This window comes from Novosphingobium sp. G106, from assembly GCF_019075875.1.
Lineage (GTDB): Bacteria > Pseudomonadota > Alphaproteobacteria > Sphingomonadales > Sphingomonadaceae > Novosphingobium.
The window spans coordinates 1,983,214-2,001,025 of the sequence record NZ_JAHOOZ010000001.1 but is presented as its reverse complement, the minus strand read 5'-3'; the positions used below and the strand labels follow the sequence as shown (position 1 = coordinate 2,001,025).

18 protein-coding genes are annotated in these 17,812 nt (G+C 59.3%); 15 read left to right on the top strand and 3 right to left on the bottom strand.

All coding sequences use genetic code 11. From position 1 onward, the window contains the following. Window positions 1–12 precede the first annotated feature (12 nt). From KRR38_RS09595 to KRR38_RS37330, 6 genes are all read left to right on the top strand, one after another. Window positions 13–975, top strand: coding sequence for a ThuA domain-containing protein (locus KRR38_RS09595; RefSeq protein WP_217400925.1), 963 nt, complete (start codon window positions 13–15; stop codon window positions 973–975). Window positions 976–1,220: 245 nt separating this feature from the next. Then, on the top strand, window positions 1,221–3,701 hold the full coding sequence (locus KRR38_RS09590; protein WP_217400923.1) for a glycoside hydrolase family 2 TIM barrel-domain containing protein: 2,481 nt from the start codon (window positions 1,221–1,223) through the stop codon (window positions 3,699–3,701). A gap of 128 nt (window positions 3,702–3,829) precedes the next feature. Next, window positions 3,830–4,603 carry a hypothetical protein gene (locus KRR38_RS35950; RefSeq protein WP_254514722.1) on the top strand — a complete coding sequence of 258 codons (774 nt, stop codon included), beginning with the start codon at window positions 3,830–3,832 and terminating at the stop codon, window positions 4,601–4,603. Beyond that, a complete protein-coding gene (locus tag KRR38_RS35945; protein WP_254514721.1) occupies window positions 4,581–5,348 on the top strand; it encodes an alpha-L-arabinofuranosidase C-terminal domain-containing protein in 768 nt (255 codons plus the stop codon). Before KRR38_RS35950 ends, KRR38_RS35945 begins: the two co-directional genes overlap by 23 nt. Before the next feature lie 19 nt (window positions 5,349–5,367). Continuing rightward, complete coding sequence (locus KRR38_RS09580) at window positions 5,368–6,510, top strand: aldose epimerase family protein (RefSeq protein WP_217400921.1); 1,143 nt, start codon at window positions 5,368–5,370, stop codon at window positions 6,508–6,510. A gap of 26 nt (window positions 6,511–6,536) precedes the next feature. Next, entirely contained in the window at window positions 6,537–7,535 is a 999-nt protein-coding gene (locus tag KRR38_RS37330) for a TetR/AcrR family transcriptional regulator (protein WP_309141006.1), read from the top strand. Window positions 7,536–7,550: 15 nt separating this feature from the next. Here the strand turns inward: KRR38_RS37330 and KRR38_RS09570 are convergent, their stop codons facing one another. Both KRR38_RS09570 and KRR38_RS09565 read right to left on the bottom strand, forming a co-directional pair. Continuing rightward, window positions 7,551–8,366 carry a coniferyl-alcohol dehydrogenase gene (locus KRR38_RS09570; RefSeq protein WP_217400919.1) on the bottom strand — a complete coding sequence of 272 codons (816 nt, stop codon included), beginning with the start codon at window positions 8,364–8,366 and terminating at the stop codon, window positions 7,551–7,553. A 46-nt stretch (window positions 8,367–8,412) separates the two neighbouring features. Then, window positions 8,413–9,798 carry an SRPBCC family protein gene (locus KRR38_RS09565; RefSeq protein WP_217400917.1) on the bottom strand — a complete coding sequence of 462 codons (1,386 nt, stop codon included), beginning with the start codon at window positions 9,796–9,798 and terminating at the stop codon, window positions 8,413–8,415. Between the two features lie 300 nt (window positions 9,799–10,098). Between KRR38_RS09565 and KRR38_RS09560 the strand changes: the two genes are divergently transcribed. The 8 genes from KRR38_RS09560 to KRR38_RS09525 all read left to right on the top strand — a co-directional run bounded on the left by KRR38_RS09560 (window position 10,099) and on the right by KRR38_RS09525 (window position 16,192). Further along, on the top strand, window positions 10,099–10,650 hold the full coding sequence (locus KRR38_RS09560) for a TetR/AcrR family transcriptional regulator (protein WP_217400915.1): 552 nt from the start codon (window positions 10,099–10,101) through the stop codon (window positions 10,648–10,650). Between the two features lie 135 nt (window positions 10,651–10,785). Then, window positions 10,786–11,574 (top strand): SDR family NAD(P)-dependent oxidoreductase, encoded by a 789-nt coding sequence (locus KRR38_RS09555; RefSeq protein WP_217400913.1) that lies wholly within the window; start codon window positions 10,786–10,788, stop codon window positions 11,572–11,574. A gap of 13 nt (window positions 11,575–11,587) precedes the next feature. Beyond that, window positions 11,588–12,079 carry a nuclear transport factor 2 family protein gene (locus KRR38_RS09550; RefSeq protein ID WP_217400911.1) on the top strand — a complete coding sequence of 164 codons (492 nt, stop codon included), beginning with the start codon at window positions 11,588–11,590 and terminating at the stop codon, window positions 12,077–12,079. Continuing rightward, a complete protein-coding gene (locus KRR38_RS09545) occupies window positions 12,076–12,987 on the top strand; it encodes a TIGR03619 family F420-dependent LLM class oxidoreductase (RefSeq protein ID WP_217400909.1) in 912 nt (303 codons plus the stop codon). Before KRR38_RS09550 ends, KRR38_RS09545 begins: the two co-directional genes overlap by 4 nt. A gap of 1 nt (window position 12,988) precedes the next feature. Further along, window positions 12,989–13,450: a nuclear transport factor 2 family protein gene (locus KRR38_RS09540; protein WP_217400907.1), complete on the top strand. Its 462-nt coding sequence runs from the start codon at window positions 12,989–12,991 to the stop codon at window positions 13,448–13,450. A 22-nt stretch (window positions 13,451–13,472) separates the two neighbouring features. Further along, a complete protein-coding gene (locus tag KRR38_RS09535; RefSeq protein ID WP_217400905.1) occupies window positions 13,473–13,916 on the top strand; it encodes a nuclear transport factor 2 family protein in 444 nt (147 codons plus the stop codon). A gap of 7 nt (window positions 13,917–13,923) precedes the next feature. After that, on the top strand, window positions 13,924–15,597 hold the full coding sequence (locus tag KRR38_RS09530; protein ID WP_217400903.1) for an FAD-dependent oxidoreductase: 1,674 nt from the start codon (window positions 13,924–13,926) through the stop codon (window positions 15,595–15,597). Between the two features lie 31 nt (window positions 15,598–15,628). After that, entirely contained in the window at window positions 15,629–16,192 is a 564-nt protein-coding gene (locus tag KRR38_RS09525; RefSeq protein WP_217400901.1) for a hypothetical protein, read from the top strand. 285 nt (window positions 16,193–16,477) lie between these two features. Here the strand turns inward: KRR38_RS09525 and KRR38_RS09520 are convergent, their stop codons facing one another. Beyond that, a complete protein-coding gene (locus KRR38_RS09520; protein ID WP_217400899.1) occupies window positions 16,478–17,200 on the bottom strand; it encodes a cytochrome P450 in 723 nt (240 codons plus the stop codon). On the opposite strand from KRR38_RS09520, the gene KRR38_RS09515 reads away from it, so the two are divergent. Further along, the gene (locus KRR38_RS09515; RefSeq protein ID WP_217400897.1) at window positions 17,184–17,642 is read left to right on the top strand and encodes a hypothetical protein; all 459 of its coding nucleotides are present in this window, start codon (window positions 17,184–17,186) and stop codon (window positions 17,640–17,642) included. The two genes, KRR38_RS09520 and KRR38_RS09515, sit on opposite strands and share 17 nt — an antisense overlap. The last annotated feature ends 170 nt before the right edge of the window (window positions 17,643–17,812 follow it).

Sequence of the window (17,812 nt, the reverse complement as noted above, 5' to 3'; positions counted from 1 at the left end):
AGGAAGTCATCAATGCGCCGCGTGATAAAACGGATGCTGTGGTCGTTGCTGGTGTTGATCGGCGCGGTCGTGATTTCGGCGGCGATCGCCTTCGGGCCCATGACTTACGCTGCATTGGTCGGCTACAAGCATTACGAAACGGTTCCTTCGACACTCCCGGAAGACCTTGGCGGCAAGGCCATTTTGATCTTCTCGAAGACCAACGGATTTCGAGATGACGGGCAGATCAAGGCTGCAAATGCGGCTCTGGCCGATATCGCAAGGCGGCGGGGATGGTCCTCCTACACCACCGAGAACGCGGCGGTCTTTAATCCGGCCCAACTTAGGCGCTTCCGGACTGTGGTATGGAACAGTGTCAGCGGTGACGTTCTGACGACCGAGCAACGCGCAGCATTCAAATCCTGGCTCGAGCAGGGCGGTGGCTTCGTTGGGCTGCATGGCGCCGGCGGTGACCCCAGTTATGCCTGGAAATGGTACGTCGATGACCTAGTCGGCACGCAGTTCATCGGGCATACGCTCAACCCGCATATTCAGCAGGCGAGACTGCTGATCGAGGATCCGCACCACCCTGCCACAAAGGATCTTGGGCCCAGCTGGACGCGCTCGGACGAATGGTACTCGTTCAGGTCCAGCCCGCGCAGCAAGGGCTATCACATCCTCGTGACCATCGATGAGGCGAGCTATCGGCCGGTCGAGGGTTTCATTCCTTTTCTGAAGCCCAAGGACATCAGCATGGGCAAGGACCATCCGCTCGTATGGTCTCACTGCGTAGGCCGAGGGCGGGCGATCTATTCCGCCCTTGGCCATACCGCCGAGTCCTATGCCGAACCGAAACACCAGCAGCTGATCGGCGGAGCGATTTCCTGGGCAGCCGGGTTCGAAGGGCCAGCTTGCGTTAGCAGAACCGAGCAGCCGCAAGAGAATCGACCGGTCAACGGCGCGCCCGATCCACGTCGGGCAGGAGCGCACCCGTGACCTATTCGCCTATCCAAACGTCGCCGACGTCGGCGAATGTCAGGACTTTGTTAGAATGATCTTAGGGAAAAAATTCTTGCACAGGCGTCATGTCCTCAAGTCAGCGACAGCCGGTGGAATAGCCCTGGCGCTTTCGAGCGGTGAGCAAGTTCTGGCAAAAACGCCTTCATTGAACAGGGCGGGGTGGCCCGCGAGAGATCTGCCCTTTGATGGCGACTGGCGCTTCCACCTTGGCGACGTGGCGCTTGGCGAAAGTTCAGCTCTCGACGACTCAGGATGGCGAATTCTTTCCCTCCCGCACGACTGGAGCATTGAAGACCGACCCGGCGCGCCACAAGCGACCGACCCTTGGGTGCCTCCCGTCGCACTGTGGAATCCAGGCCCTCATCCCAAGGATGCAAAGCCTGTTTCCCCCCGCGCTTCCAATCGTCATGGCGTCCGTTCCGCCAGTGAACGCAGAGGGCCCGCCGCACAAAGTCGGACCATTCGATGCAGATCTGACGGCGTTCGGATGGGGCACAGGCTGGACCGTTGGAGGCGTCGGTTGGTACCGTAAACACTTCGCGATCACGGATCTAACTGCGGGGGAACAGGTCGAAATCCGCTTCGACGGCGCCTTCATGATCACGGAGGTGTGGCTGAATGGTGTCCCATTGGGCCGAAACATCAATGGCTATCTTGGTTTCGTTTTCGATCTTACTCCCCATCTTCGAGCCGATAGTCTCAATATTTTGGCGGTGCGCGTGTCCAACGTGGGAGAGACCGCTCGTTGGTATTCTGGCTCCGGTATCTATCGCCATGTCTGGTTGAATCGGACCGGGGAGGTCCGTGTTCCGGTTTCCGGCACCGCGATCACCACTCAAGCTGCGGATACGGCTCATGCCAAGGTTGGCGTTGCCGTCGAAGTGGAAAACCGGGGCGGCAAAGTGCGAACCGTGCAATGCCGAATTGCCATTCGCGATGGCCAGGGGCGGGAGGTAGCGACTGGTAGCCAGAACTTAGCAATACCGGCGGGCCGGATGCGCAGGATTGATGTCGCGCTCGATATTCAGCGACCAGCACTTTGGTCACCGGATCAGCCAAACCTGCATTTCGCGGAAATCGTCCTGGCATGCGACGGAAAGATCTCGGACCGGGTAAGCGAACGCTTTGGGATCCGATCGATATCTGTTTCGCCGAAAACCGGGTTTCAAGTGAATGGTAAAACCTATCAGCTGCGTGGAGCGTGCCTGCATCACGATAATGGCATTCTCGGCGCGGTGGCTATCGACCGGGCGGAACGTCGCAAGGTAGAGCTGGTCAAGGCTCATGGCTTCAATGCGATCCGGTGTTCTCACAATCCCCAGTCGCCGTACTTCCTCGACGTCTGCGACGAATTGGGAATGATTGTCGTCGACGAGGCCTTCGACGTCTGGGAACAGCCTAAATTGCTCAAAGATGCCTATAACGTCTACTTCAAGGAAAATTGGCGCAAGGATTTGACCGCCATGGTGCGGCGCGATCGCAATCATGCGAGCGTCGCGTTCTGGAGCATCGGGAACGAGATATCGGAAGCTATTTCCCCCCGCGGTGTCGAGATTGCCACCCAGATGCGCGCTGCAATTCGAGAGCATGACACGTCACGCTTCATCACCCAGGCTCTGACCGCGTCCTATTCGGGTGCAAAGGGTGAAGCAGCACGCGCGCAGCTCGACGTCACAAGCTACAACTACTCGTTCAACGCCGTCGAAAAAGATCACGCGGCATATCCCAACCTCACCTTTACAACGACGGAGACCCACTCCGCCGACGCCTACGATATCCGGCAACATATGGACCGCAATCCAGCTTATATGGGCGAGTTTCTGTGGACAGGTATCGACTATATCGGGGAGGTTGGATGTGGTTCGTCACGCCTTCGTTCAAACACTGCGCAGCCCGATGGCGAGAAAAAGATTATCTTCGGCATGGATGTAAGCATGCTGAATTTCTACGTCTGGGATTTTCCCGCATACCAGTCCGGCACTGGCGAGATCGACTTGATCGGGCAAAAGAAGCCGCCAAGTTACTACCGCGACGTCGTGTGGGGACGCAGCCAGCTGGAAGTCTTTGTCCAACGCCCTGTCCCGCCCGGATTCCATGAAGATCAGACAGCGTGGGGCTGGCCGGACGTGTTGGAGAGCTGGTCATGGCCCGAGCCAAATTCCCAGCCGATGACCGTGCATGTCTATTCAAGCGGCGACGAAGTTGCGTTGCTTCTCAATGGTAAGGAAGTTGGCCGAAAGCAGATGTCCGCCACCGACAAGCAAAAGGCTGAATTCAAAGTTGAGTATAAGGCAGGCGCCCTGACGGCTCTAGCTTACGGAAGCGGCAAGGAGCTGGCCCGCAAATCGCTTGAGACTGTTGGCCCGCCTGCAAAGCTCAGGCTTAGGACGGAGCGTCCGAGCATCGTGGGCAGCGCCGGGGATCTTGCGTATGTCTTCGCCGAAGTATGTGACGAGCAAGGTCGTTTGGTGCCCGATGCGGCGGTACCCCTGACTTTCGCCCTCGAAGGCGGTGCAAGACTTCTGGCTGCAGGATCAGCCAATCCATACGGCATCGAGAGTTTCCAGGATTATCGCACGCGAAGCTTCCATGGCCGCGCTCTCGCTGTCCTGCAACCGACTACCCAACGCGGCGAAGCTGCCATTCGCGTGTTCAGCCCCGGTCTTGGGCCGGGTAATCTGACAATCTTGCTGACCAATTGAGAAAAGGTGTGAATACCATGACTGTTAAATTGACGGGTCGTACAACGATGCTGGCCGGCATTGCGACAATTCTTTCGCTCGCTAGTCATTCGGCGTCCCAAGCTCAAACTGTCCCTCAGCAGGGTACTATGACCGTTGAGGCCGACAAACCCGGCGCAATCATCAATCGAGATGTTTTCGGCCAGTTTGCCGAGCATCTGGGTCAAGGTATCTACGGAGGTATCTGGGTCGGCAAGGATTCGAAAATCCCCAATGTCCGCGGTATCCGCAGCGACGTCGTCGCGGCACTCAGGGCGATCCACGTTCCGGTTGTTCGTTGGCCGGGCGGATGCTTCGCCGACAAGTATCATTGGCGGGATGGTATCGGCCCTGCAAACAAGCGCCGGCCCGGTCTGAACTCCACCTGGGGCGGGTCGATCGAGCCCAATACGTTCGGCACGCACGAATTCATGGATTTTATCGAGCAGATTGGCGCTCAGCCGTATATCTCGGTGAATGTCGGAACGGGTTCCACAGGCGAAGCATCCGACTGGCTCGAATATATGACGACAGACCAACCGAGCGCATTGGGCAAAGAGCGCGTTGCGAACGGCCAACAAAAGCCCTGGACGATGAAATATATTGGCATCGGTAACGAAATGTGGGGCTGTGGCGGTGCGATGTCCGGTGAAAACTATGTCGAGCACATGAAGCAATATGTTATACATGTGGATAGTCAGAATCCCGCGCAGAAAGACACAGAGTTCGGAAAGCGCAATCCGGCCGGTGCAATGCGCATAGCGGTCGGCGACAGCAGTGCTGGCGACGGCTACACCGAAACCATCATGAAGGCATGGGCTGCCCGGTCCCCCCTGGTTTTGGAACATCGAGGGTATCTCGATGCACCATTACACCTGGGGTGAGGCCATGTTGCGGGCTCTTCCCTATGGCTTTGGCGAGAAGGAATATGCCGGTCTTCTCAAAGAGACCTACGAAATGGAAAAGCTGATCTCCGAGAGATCGGCGATCATGGACAAATATGATCCGAAAAAGCAGGTTGCGCTCGTTGTCGACGAATGGGGCGTGTGGTTGAAGCCTGAGCCTGGTCTGCACCCCATGTTCCTCAAACAGCAGACGTCGCTGCGAGACGCCATCGCAGCCTCTATCAACATCAATATATTCGCCCGTCACGCGGACCGCGTGCGCATGACGAACATCGCGCAAATGGTGAACGTTCTTCAGGGCATGATCCTGACCGAGAACGAGAAGATGGTCCTCACGCCAACCTATCATGTGTTCAAGATGTACGTCCCGTTCCAAGATTCGACGTTCATTCCGGTCAGTTATGCCGGCGGTGAATACAAATTCGATAAGTTTGCCATGCCCAAGGTGGACGCCATCGCGGCGCGAGGAAAGGACGGCAAGGTGTGGGTCGCGCTCACCAACCTGGATCCGAACAATCCTGCGGACTACACGGTGAATGTGCAGGGCGTGTCGGCAAGTTCGGCGATCGGAGAAGTGCTGACTGCGCCGAAGATGGACAGCATCAACACCTATCAGGTGCCCGCGACGGTTGCACCAAGGCCATTCAGCGCGCAGGCGGCGGGCGGCAAATTGACGCTGACGCTTCCACCCAAGTCCGTGACCGTAGTTCGCCTTGAACCCTGACGGCAAGAAGGGGCGATCCATGATAAAAGCACGGTCGATAGGCCTTGGGATAGCGGCAATTGTGGCGGTATCGGCAAGTATTGCCGATGCCGCCACTGCGGAACGGCTGACCGCTGGAACCCTGCGTGATGGTACGCCGGTCGAAGCTGTCGTCCTACGCGGTGACAAAGGCGTTTCTGCCCGGATCCTCACCTATGGAGCCACCTTGCAATCTCTCGTGGCCCCCGGCCGCGACGGGTTGACTGCCGATGTCGTTCTCGGCTTCGACGATGTTCGGAGCTACGAAGAAAAGCAGACCTTTCTGGGTGCTACGATCGGCCGCTACGCAAACCGTATCGCCAAAGGGCGCTTCACCCTCGGCGGCCAGTCGTATCAATTGCCTCTGAACAACGGAGCTAACACTCTGCATGGAGGTGGTCAGGGCTTCGACCGGTCTGTCTGGTCGATCAGCTCCGTGAAAAGCGGCGCGCAGGCATCCGTCACCATGACGCTGCTGAGCCCCGACGGGGCCTCGGGCTATCCCGGCGAGGTCACGGCAAGCGTGACCTATTCGCTCGACGACGCAGGATCACTGACGATAAGTTTCACTGCAGCGACTACGAAGCCCACCATTCTCAACCTGACGAACCATGCATTGTTCAACATGGCAGGAGAAGGTTCGGCCGAGGGGGCGATGATGAATCGTCTGACCATGCCGGCGAGTGGTTACACTCCGGTCGATGACACGTTGATCCCGACCGGCGAAATCCGTCCTGTGGCCGGAACGGTATTCGACTTCACGAAGGCACGCGTGCTTGCGGACGGACTGCGCGATGGTCACGATGCGCAGATCCGTATCGGTCGCGGCTATGACCACAATTTCGCAATCGATCGGGGACTGACGATTGCGCCGAAAATGATGGCGCGGCTGGAGGATCCTTCTTCCGGGCGGGTCATGGAAGTTCTGTCAACGGAGCCGGGCCTGCAACTCTATACCGGCAATTTCCTCGACGGAACGCTACTGGGCAAACATGGCCATGTGTACCGCATGGGTGACGGCATCGCACTCGAGCCCCAAAAGTTTCCAGATGCGCCAAATCAGCCGCATTTCGTTTCCGCACGTGTCGATCCTGGCAAACCTTACCGGCATGTCATGGTCCTTCGCCTATCGGTGGCAAAGTGATCTAAGGAGCTCAGTGCGACACGCAGGTGAATGAGGACCTGCTTGTCTTTCCGCCCGGATCAAACAGCGCGGCGGATGGGAAAGTGCCGGGGGGTAGTGGGTGGAAGCCGAGGCTGCGCCAGGCACGTCTTCACCCCAGACCGACGGTGTTCCGGCGAAAGCGCGGCGAAGGGTGTCGGGCTTCAGACGTGGGCTCGGGCTTTGCGGATGTCATTCGATCAAGATACCGATGGCCTGCAGGCACAGCGAACGTCGCACTCCTTTGTGCCGCTTTGGTGCCTCTTCTGACAGCTTTCCAAATAGGCGGCGCGGCTGCGCGCGGATTCGGCACGGCTTGCTGTAGATCGGCAAACGGGGCAAGCCTGCGGATTGGCGGCCGATCGAACAATTCAGCGAGACTGGAAGTGGACTTGAAGAGTGAGCCTGAGCGGCGGCAACGAAATGCTCGCGGGGAGGGACCCAGGCTAAAGGGGGAGCTGGTTGAGGCGGCGATGCGTATCCTCGATCTGCAGCCGGGCGTGCAGTTGAGCCTGAGAATGGTCGCCAAGGAAGCCGGTGTGGCTGCGCCCTCTGTGTACAGGCATTTCCCCGATGCCAGGACCATGATGACCGAAATCGTCCGCGAATGCTGGTCCCAGATGGGTGACCGTCTGGCAAGCGCGGTAACGGGTGCGCGGCTCTCGCCATTGAAGGCCCTTAAGGTGAAGATGAGCGCCTATGTCCAATATGCGATGGAACGGCCTTCGCGCTACCAGCTTCTCTTTGCGCTCTCCTCCGGCGTCGAACATGACCTCGATGGACCGCTGAGGCCTGCCTATCGCCCCGTTCTGGAAACGATCGAGGCAATTGCTGCAAAAGGAGGTAAGTTGCCGGCGGGAGATGTCGTTTCGACAGCGCTTCTCACGATTTCCCTCGCCCACGGACGAATCGCGCTGGCCCATCTCGCGCCGCTGAGGCCTGGCAATCACGCCGCAGGGGTCGAAGCGTTCGTCCTGGAGACGCTAGAACTTCTTTTCGGTCCCTGAGTCCTCTATCCGACGCTATTTCCGGCCGATATCACTTAGCGATGAAGCTGGGTCTATGGACTTCGCGCCGAGGAAGCCACCGTCCACCGGCAGAACTACGCCGTTGATGTAGGATGCAGCGTCGCTGTTGAGAAACAGCAATGGCCAAGCCTGCTCCACCGCGATGGAGCGGCGTCCGATCGGCTGGGCCATCACATCGATCGACGCGCTCGGCGTCACTTTTTCGATCTCGTCGAGCATCGGCGTCTGGACGGCGCCAGGGCTTGTGCAGTTCATTCGGATGCCCCGGCGGATCAAGGAGCCAGACGTTTTCAGAGTCCAGGCGATGACGGCTTCCTTGGAGAAGCTGTAAGCGTGGGGTGCTTGTGCGGCATGGGCGCCGTACCACGAGACAGCCTCCTCGAAAGAGGCTGTGGCGGTCAATTCGCCGAGTATCGGCAGGTGTTGCATCCAGCCCGCGCCGCCGTTCGATGCAACGCTGACAATCGCGGAACCTTCGCCCATTGCCACTGACAATCGCTCGGTAAGATACCTCGTGCCTATGAAATTGACCGCCATCACATCGGCAGGCGCCCATCCCGGCGCGACGCCAGCACAATTGAACAGAGCGTCGATCGGGCCAGGTATAGCCTCACTCGCGCTTTCGATTGAATGGGGATCTTTGAGATCGAGCGGAGTGTAGGATGCCAGCGTGAGATCGACCGGTTTGATATCAAGACCGTGCACTTCCGCGCCGGCACCGAGAAGCAAGCTCGCCGTCGCGTGGCCGATGCCCGAATGGCATCCAGTCACTACGACGCGCTTGCCCCTGTATCCCGATAGAATGTCCATGGTGAGCCTTCTGATCGGAAATGCTAATCGCCGCTAATTGTTGCTCCTAGAAACCAATGTCTGTGATCGGCCCTTCGAAACCAGCGTTGACGATCTGCGCTCCTCTGGCGAGGCGGTTCGATTCAAGTCCGGCGATGTAGCCATCGATGAGGCGCTGGTAATTGCTGATCATGCCTTCGTGCTGCTTGGACAGGCGCATGAACTTGAATTCGCCGGCGTGGAGACCCTCCTGCTGAAGTGGCAGATTGGAATAATCCTGCTGCGGGATCTCGGGAAATTCTGAGGAATCGTAGGGCAGGACGATCGGCGCCTTGGGGGTGTCGTAAGCCTCGCCCTCGGGACGCAGAACCAGCGACCAGATCTCGAACAGACAGGTTTCGGGCGTGAGCGGCCTGATCCGGTAGGACGACATCGCGCCCATCATGGGCAAGAGGAAGTAGTGTGGGAACATGAATTCGACGGCGTGGAATTCGACCTCCTGCGCGACTTTGGCAATGTCGAAAATAGGCACGCCTCTCGCGCGCGCATCCACCGTGATTTCCTCATGGGCACGGGCATAGAATGCCATCGTTGCAGCCAATGGATCTTCCGGCACATCCATGTCGCGGAGTTTCTCAAGCACGGCCACCTCGGTACCATGAACCATACCGCCCATGCCGGAGCTAAGTCGGGCAAGAAAATCGACGTGCATGTTGACGGTATCGCGCGCGCTAAGTCCGCGGTTCAAAACCAGGCCATCGGAATCGATACCATAGGAGTTGCCAAGCGCTGAAAGCTGATGAAGCTGCGGATGCGTCTTCATCGTGTGGTAGCCTTCCTGGAAAGCCTCCATGGCAAGTTTCCAATTTGTCGGCAGTTCCGTCGCGTACCACCAGTCCATCTTGAGTTGGTCGACATGGCGCGCGTTCAGTCGCTCTGCCACCGGGCCCAGGCTTTCAAGCAGAGACGGGGCATCGTCGTCGAAGTTGATGAAGGCACAACCGCCCCAAAACTCGACACGGCAAGGCTGCAGACTGATTTCGGCCTGGTCGAGCAACTCCTCGCTGAAAATCTGTTTGCCAAAGACGAATGTGTTCTTTCCTTCGAGGTTGTAGCGCCAGCCGTGGAACGGGCAGACGAAACCTTGCTTGGCGCAATTGCCCGCGCCCGTCGCAAGCTTGACGCCGCGATGCCGGCAGGCGTTGTGCAAGGCCTTCACGCCATTCTTGGTCCGCACCACCAGGACGGATTTGCCCAGATTGGTATATTCGACGTAGTCGCCGATCTCAGGAATTTCCTCGAGCCTGCACGCCATTTGCCAGACGTGCGGCCAGAGCTTTTCCTTCTCGAGTTCGAAGAAGTGGGGGTCGTAGTAACGCTCGGCCGGAATCAATTCCGGATTCGTGACGCGAAAGGGAACGGCGTCGAGAAGCTCTTCGGTGCTCTGGCTCATGTCTTCCTCTACCCAAATGGAAAGTCGCAGAAATCCTGGTCCGAACCGGCCGCGGCCCCCTCTTCGAGGTGCTGCGAATCAGCGGCCTTGCCGCCGAAGCCGAAACGGCTAACGTATGTTAGCTTAAGGTATTTCAGATTCGATGCAAGGGGCGGTGCGCGCCGTTGGCCGACCACTCGGGCGCGTCGGTCGGACGCTCACTTGCTTTGGAATGCGATGGGAGCGGACATGGAAATAAGGGCGCCAATCGAGAAACGGCGGCGCAACGTACGCGGAGAGGGCGCGCGCCTGAAAGACGAATTGGTCGAGGCGGCGATGCGTACGCTCGATCAGCGGCCGGGCGTGCAGCTGAGTTTGCGGATGGTCGCGAAGGAAGCCGGCGTCGCAGCGCCGTCGGTCTATATGCATTTCCCCGACGTCGGAGCGATGTTTGCCGAGATCGTTCGCGAGTGCTGGCGCCAGATGGGCGCCGAGTTGTCGAAGGCTGCGGTCGCGAAACGTTACCGCACGCCGCTCGCAAGGCTCAAAGCCATCATGAGCGCCTATGTCCGCTATGCCATGGATAGGCCATCTCGCTATCGGCTGCTTTTCGCCCTGTCCTCCGAAGCGGATCATGATCTCGGTGGTCCGCTGCGACCGGCCTACCGGGCCGTCATCGACTCGATCCAGGTGATTTCCGACGGTGGCGGAAAATTGCCCGCTCGCGAGGTAGCACCGACCGCGCTTCTCGCCTTGTCGCTTGCCCATGGCCGTATAGCGCTTGCGCACCTGGCCCCCGCTCGAGAGGGAAATTCGGCGGCTGGGGTCGAGGCCTTCGTACTGGAAACTCTGGACCTCCTCTTCCAGGCTTAATCCCCTGAAGTCCCATTGCCTGATTATGCGCTTGCGCTGTTGCATTCGTCTGGCTAACACGCGTTAGCTTAACAGGCGCGCGACCATTTCGGCACGGCCGACTCGTTCGTGAGCGACGTATTGGGAGATGGAGATATGAGCGGTGCCGGACGACTTGCGGGCAAGGTTGCCATCATCACAGGCGCCAGCACGGGATGCGGCCCGGTGATGGCCAAGCTCTTCGTCGAGCAAGGAGCGAAAGTACTCTTGGCTGCGCGGCGCGAGGAACTCGTGCAGGATGCGGCCAAGGAGATCGGCAAGGACGCCATCGCTATCCGAGCGGACGTGACGAGCGAAGCGGACGTGGCGGCCATGGTCGATCGTGCAATGGACGCCTTCGGGCAGGTCGATATCATGCTGAACAACGCAGCCGCTCCCGGGCAGGACAAATGGGTCTGGGAGCAGACCGTCGAGAACTTCAACGCGACCCTCGCTATCGACCTGACCGCGTCTATGCTCTGTGCTCGCGAGGTACTTAACCGATCGATGCTCGAGCGTAAGACCGGCTCGATCATCAATTTCTCGTCGACGGCCGGCTGGACCGGAATGGTGCGCAAGACGCACTACACCGCAGCGAAGGCTGCCTTGCGGGCGATGACCAAGACCATCGCGCTCGAAGTCGGGCCGAAGGGCATTCGTTGCAACTGCCTCGTGCCCGGAAGCATCGAGACGGAGCTTTGGGTGAACTACGGCCACCGCATGGCCAAGGAACAGGGAATTACCTACGAGGAGTGGAAGGAGAAGGCACTCGCGACCGTGCCCCTCCGCGCGATTTCTCAGCCCATCGACATTGCCAACCTGGCCCTGTTCCTCGCAAGCGACGAGAGCCGCACCATTACCGGGCAGTCAATCAATTGCGACGCCGGCGGATACATGGTCGGTTGAGGGAGACTGGATAATGACATCGGCAAAACTCACGGTTGAAGATCGTCTCCTCGCGCTTGAGGATCGCCAGGCGATCTATCAACTCGTCTGCGGCTACGGATACTCGGTCGATGGCTGCAATGCTGCATCGGTGGGCAATTGCTACGTCGAGGACGGTGTCTATGCCGTCGGCGACATGCCAAGCTGGGTAGGACGAGACGCTATCGCGGCCATTACACGCGATGCAGGTCACCTGAAGCTCGTAGGCGCCGGCTGCGCCCATATGTCGTCGCTTCCTTTCGTGGTCATTGACGGAGACCGTGCGGTGGCGACTTGCCACACGATGGTGCCAATGCACGGCGAGAATGGCTTCTTCATCGGCCGCCTCAGCGCGTCGCGATTGGAACTGGCCCGTCAGACCGACGGCGGGTGGAAGATCGTCCACCGCCAGAACTACATGTTGAATGGCAGCGGCGAAGGTCCAGCACTGCTGGCCCGGCTCCACGAAACGGCGAAGACATCATGAAATTTACCGTTCACATCCCGGTGGGCGAGATCGCGCCGGGTGAGTTTCAGACTTTCGCAGCCATCCAGGAAATGGCCGGCGCGCTCGAGGGAGCGGGCGTAGATGCCTGCTACGTGACCGATCATCCGGCTCCGTCAGCCGAATGGCTCCATGCCAACGGGCACGACGCTCTCGATCCCTTTACCGCTTTTGCATTCGTTGCTGCGGCATCGTCCAAGCTGATGCTGCACACCAACATCCTGGTCATGGCCTATCGCAATCCGTTCCTTACGGCCAAAGCGGCGGCGACGCTGCAGGTGCTCTCGGGCGGCCGCCTGATCCTCGGTGCTGCTGCCGGCTATCAAAAAGTCGAGTTCGAAGCGCTGGGCGTCGATTTCCATAAGCGCGGAGCGATTTTCGATGAAGCGCTTGACGTCGTTCGCGCTGCTTGGGCTGGCGGGGCCGTTGTGAAGCAGGGCATGAACTTCAACGCCTCCGGCAATGAGCCGCGCCCGGCGCTAAGCAACCCACCGCCGATCTGGATCGGGGGCGGCAGTCCCAAGGCAGTCGAGCGCGCGGCGCGGCGAGGGGACGGCTGGTGCCCGTTCTTCGCAGCGCCGACGATGACTGCCGCCAACCAGGAATCGGGTATCCACTCGGTTGAACAATTGGCCGAGAACATCGCGCGTTTGCATGAAATGCGCTCGAGCTTCGGCAAGACCGGCCCGTTCGACGTGGCGATCGGCGCGCGCAAGCGGCTGAAATTCGGCGACCGGGATAGCGCCGAACAATACTGCGAGTCCGTGGCCGAACTAGCCAAGGCCGGTGTAACCTGGACAATGGTCGATCCGCCTCATTCGAGCCGGCAAGCCTACGTCGAGAACGTCCAGTGGTTTGGCGAGGAAGTCATCGCGAGGCTGCGCGGCTGACATGGCGGTCATTTCCGATATCGAGAAGCTAATGGCTCTCGAAGAAATTGGCCTGCTCAAGGCGCGGCGCGACTTTGCCGCCGACACCAAGGACTGGGCACTCTACGAATCGCTGCACGCCGTGGACCACGTCTCTGAAAACGGTGATTACGGCCGCTGGACGACGGCCGCCGAGATGATCGCGAACGTGCGGAAGAGCATGGAAAACCTCACCACCATGCATCACTCCCACACGCCAGAGATCGAATTCGAATCTGCGACGAGGGCACGCGGGATCTGGGCCATGACGGGCCTCTCGATCTGGCGGCAGGGCGAGGAGGACCACTGGTTCCGCGCCTTTGGCCACTACTTCGAAACCTACGAGAAGCGGGACGGGCGCTGGGTCTTCACCAGCCGACTGCTGAAATATTACCACACGATGCGGTCGCCGGGGGCAGATTTCCCGCCGAAGCTGGATAATTGAACTATAACAAGGAGCGGATGAAATGGCAGACATGACCGATATCGAGCAACTTGTAGCTCGTGAAGAGATCAAGTTACTGAAGTCACGCCGCGATCGCGCCTGTGACACAAAGGACTGGGATCTCTATTTTTCGCTCCATGCACCCGATCATGTCTCGCACAACGACGGCTTTCCTCGTTGGAACAGTGCCCAGGAGATGATCGATAACGTGAAGGCGCTGCTCGACAAGGGCAGGATCACCGTTCATCATTCTCATACCCCCGACATCACCTTTGAATCGCCGACGAAGGCGAAAGGCATCTGGGGAATGGAAGACCTGATCTTCGATTCCGAGACCGAGGAACTCCTGATCCACGGCTTCGGCTTCTACCACGAGACCTACGAGAAGCGCGACGGCAAGTGGCTATTCACCAGCCGGCAACTGAAGCGCACGCACGTTCGGCAAAAGCCAGAGCAGAAGCAGTAGGCGGCCGATGAGCAACTTCGACGAGACCTTCGACTTTGTCGTGGTTGGCAGCGGTGGCGGTTCGATGTGTGCGGCGCTCGCGCTGCGCGCGGCAGGCAAGTCGGTCGTCGTTCTTGAGAAAACGCCTCTCCTGGGCGGCACGACCGCGCGCTCGGGCGGCGTGATGTGGATCCCCAACAACCGCTTTATGAAGCGCGACGGAGTGAAGGACAGCTTCGAGCAAGCCAAGACCTACCTCGATGCGGTCGTCGGCGATCACAATGACACCCCCGGCGCGACAGCGGAGCGCCGGGAGACGTACCTGGCCCAAGCTCCAGAAATGGTCGACTTCCTCGTCGATCAGGGGATCAAGCTCAACCGCGTGTCCTATTGGCCGGACTATTACGATGACCGGCCCGGCGGATCGGAACAGGGGCGCACGGTTGTTGCCGATCTGTTCAACATCAATGAACTCGGTGAATGGAAGGCCAAGCTTCGGCCCAATTTTTTGTCGATGATGAGCACTCTCGAAGAGATGCTCAAACTGCGCTTCATCAAGCAATCTTGGGAATCGAAGCGTATCGCAGTGCGCATGGTTCTTCGAACCATCGGCGCAAAGCTTACCGGTAAACACTATGTCACGGCCGGAGCCGCGCTGCAGGGCCGAATGCTGCAGGCCTCGATCAAGGCAGGCGTCGACCTGCGCACAGATGCTCCGGTCCACGAGCTGATCCTCGAAAACGGTGCGACACGAGGCGTGTTGACGCTGAAAGACGGCAGAACCCATCGGATCGGCGCGCGTCTTGGCGTCCTCGTCAACGCTGGCGGCTTCGCGCGCAACCAGTCGATGCGCGACCAGTATCAGCCCGGCACCCAGTCGAACTGGAGCCTTACGGCCGAAGGCGATACCGGTGAGATGATCCTCGAAATGATGCGGCACGGTGCCGCGATTGCCCAGATGGAGGAGATGGTGGGGAACCAGATCGCCATTCCGCCGGGCATGGAAAACGAGGCGATAAAGCCAGTCGTTCAAGGCGTGACAGCGGCGCCCCACTGCATTCTCGTCGATCAGTCGGGCGCTCGCTACATGAATGAAGCAGGCTCCTACATGGCCTACTGCAAGGGCATGCTGGAGCGCCACCGGATCGTCCCTGCCGTCCCGAGCTGGGCGATCATGGATGAGCAATTCATGCGCAGCTACATGCTGGCGGGCACGATGCCGGGATCGAAAAAGCCTGCGACCTGGTTCGAGGAGGGTTTCTTGAGAAAGGCCGACACGATCGAGGATCTCGCTGCGACGATTGGGGTGGATCCAACAGCACTGCGCGAAACGGTCGATCGGTTCAACGGGTTCGTCGCCAAGAACAGCGATGACGACTTTCAAAGAGGCAACCGCGCCTACGACCGGTGGCTTGGCGACAGCTACCACGGGGAAAACTCTTCACTGGGATCGATCAGCCAAGGGCCTTTCTATGCCATGGAAGTCCTGCCGGGCGATGTCGGCACTTACGGCGGTGTGGTCACGGACAACCATGCTCGCGTGCTGCGCGAGGATGGCTCCGTGATCCCAGGGCTATATGCCACAGGAATTTCTACGGCGTCCGTCATGGGGCGGGTTTATCCCGGGGCCGGCGCCAGCGTGGGTCCGTCCTTTGTCTGGGGCTATGTTGCCGCCAAGCATGCCGCGAGCATCGGCGCTTGAGAGACGCAAACAGTTTTCGGGATTTCGTCCGATGAAACAGATCGCGCAGTATCAGGGCAAGCTGTTGAACCACCTGGAGGCCCTGTACCGCCCCGGAGAGCGCGATCTCGCGATCGAGCTGGCAGAGGCGCTTGGCTGCGCGATCAGTGACACCGGCTTCAAGGGCGATGGCGTCGATACCTTCCTTGCGGTCCACCCCAACCCTGACGACAGAAATGGGCAGAACAACGTCTTCTACATGTCGCAGGTCAGGCCGGAGCAACTGGCGCTCGAAGATCGCCTGCGGCGCCTGTCCGCCGATTCTGATTTTGCCGCCGACCTGGACGCCTATCGTGAGGCGGCCAGGACAAAGCCCTTTGGGGTTCCCCATTTTTCGCTGCGTTATCCGTCCGGGCAGGCGGTCGAAGAAGTGGCCGAGCGGATAAATGGAGGACTCAAGCAAAAGCTTCAGGAGCGCCTCCATCTTCGCATCTTTCGCCCTGGTGATGGGGATGCGGCAGTCGGCAATCTGATCCAGGGCTTCCTCTACCAGGATGTGATCGTGTCGGGCTCGTTCTTGATGGGCCAATTGATCGAGCTGCAGACGCAGCCCTGAGTGCTGCCGTAATCGTGCGGCCGCCGCGCAATCGCTAAAAGCAATTTGGGCCGCAGCCATCCGGCGGACTCAGAAACGTTCTCACCGCCTTCGCTGGATCTAAAAAAAACGGGCCGGCCAGTTGCCCGGCTGGCCCATTGAGGTGGAGAGAAGCCAATATATTGGCCTCATTGTCATAGGCTCGGAAAGGCTCGGGCGCAAGATAGAAATGAATCAATCGTATTGCATTGAAGCTTGTTTGACTGGGCTGCCCGCATCACCTGCCCATCCATCGAGCCGGCTGGGTCATCGCATCCGGTAGCGGACCGGCAGATATTTTACCCCGCCCACGAAGCTGCCTTCGACGATGCGCGGTGTGCCCGCGAGTTCAATATGCTCAATTCGGGCAAGCAGTTCGCGGAAGAACGAGATAAGCTCAAAGCGGGCGAGATACTGGCCCAGGCAGACATGCGGGCCGGTGCCGAACGCGAGGTGGCGATTTGGACGCCGATCGACACGGAATTTGAAAGGATCCTCGTAGACCGTCTCGTCGAAGCTTGCGGAGGGATAGCTAAGGAGCAGGTGATCTCCGGCTTTCACCTGTTTTCCGGCGATCTCGCTGTCTTCGACGGCGGTCCGGCAAAAGTGCTTGACCGGTGTCGTCCACCGCAAGATCTCCTCGACGGCCAGGGGGAGAAGCGCCGGATCGGCGCGCAGCTTTGCCATCTGCTCGGGATTCTCGAGGAGGCCGAGCAGCCCGCCCGTCAGGCTGTAGCTCGTCGTGTCGTGCCCCGCGGTAGCGATAATGTTGAAATAACCGAAGACGTCCCGGTCGGAGAGATGCTCGCCATTGACGCGCGCATTGGCAATGACGCTGGAAAGGTCGCCGTTGGGTTGGCTGCGCCGATCGGCGATAATATTCTGGAAATAGGCGTACATTTCCATCATCGCTGACCGCGCGTTGCCGCCTTCCTTCTGAAATTCCGGATCCTGGCTCGAGAGAGTCTGTTGCGTGAGCCGCATCATCATTGGTTCGTCTTGCTGCGGCACGCCCAGCATCGACATGATCACACGCAGGGGGGAAGGGCATGGCAATTTGCGCGAAGTCGCATTCGCCAGCACCATTGTCCATGCGAGCGATGAACTCGCCGGCCAGCGCCTCGATGTCCCGAAGGATCGCTTCAAGACCTTTAGGCGTGAAGTAGCTTTGGGTGATCTCGCGATAGGCCAGATGTTCTGCGCCATCCATCAAGATGAGGTTGCGCATGAAATCCTTGGTCTCCTTCCCGCCCGACGCCTTCTTCGTCATCGCTTCGTACGACAGCGGCAGCAACGCCTGACGCGGTTCGTTGATGAAGCGCTTCGCATTTCGCTCGATCGCCATGATGTCGGCATGCCGGGTGACCAGCCAGAATGGCGCGTAGTCATCGGCCTGGATGTAGGGCAGCGGATCGGTCTGCCGAAGCTTTGAAAGCAATCCATGTAGCGCCGAGTTGTCGGTAAACGTGCGGGGATCGGCAATCGCTTCTGCCGGCAGGTCGGAATCGAACATTTGTATCTCCGGTGCAAATGAGTCGGACAGGCAAGGCAACGGGCCAGCGGCCAAAAGTGGTGAAATCCTGAGCTTCTGCGGCAAAGCTT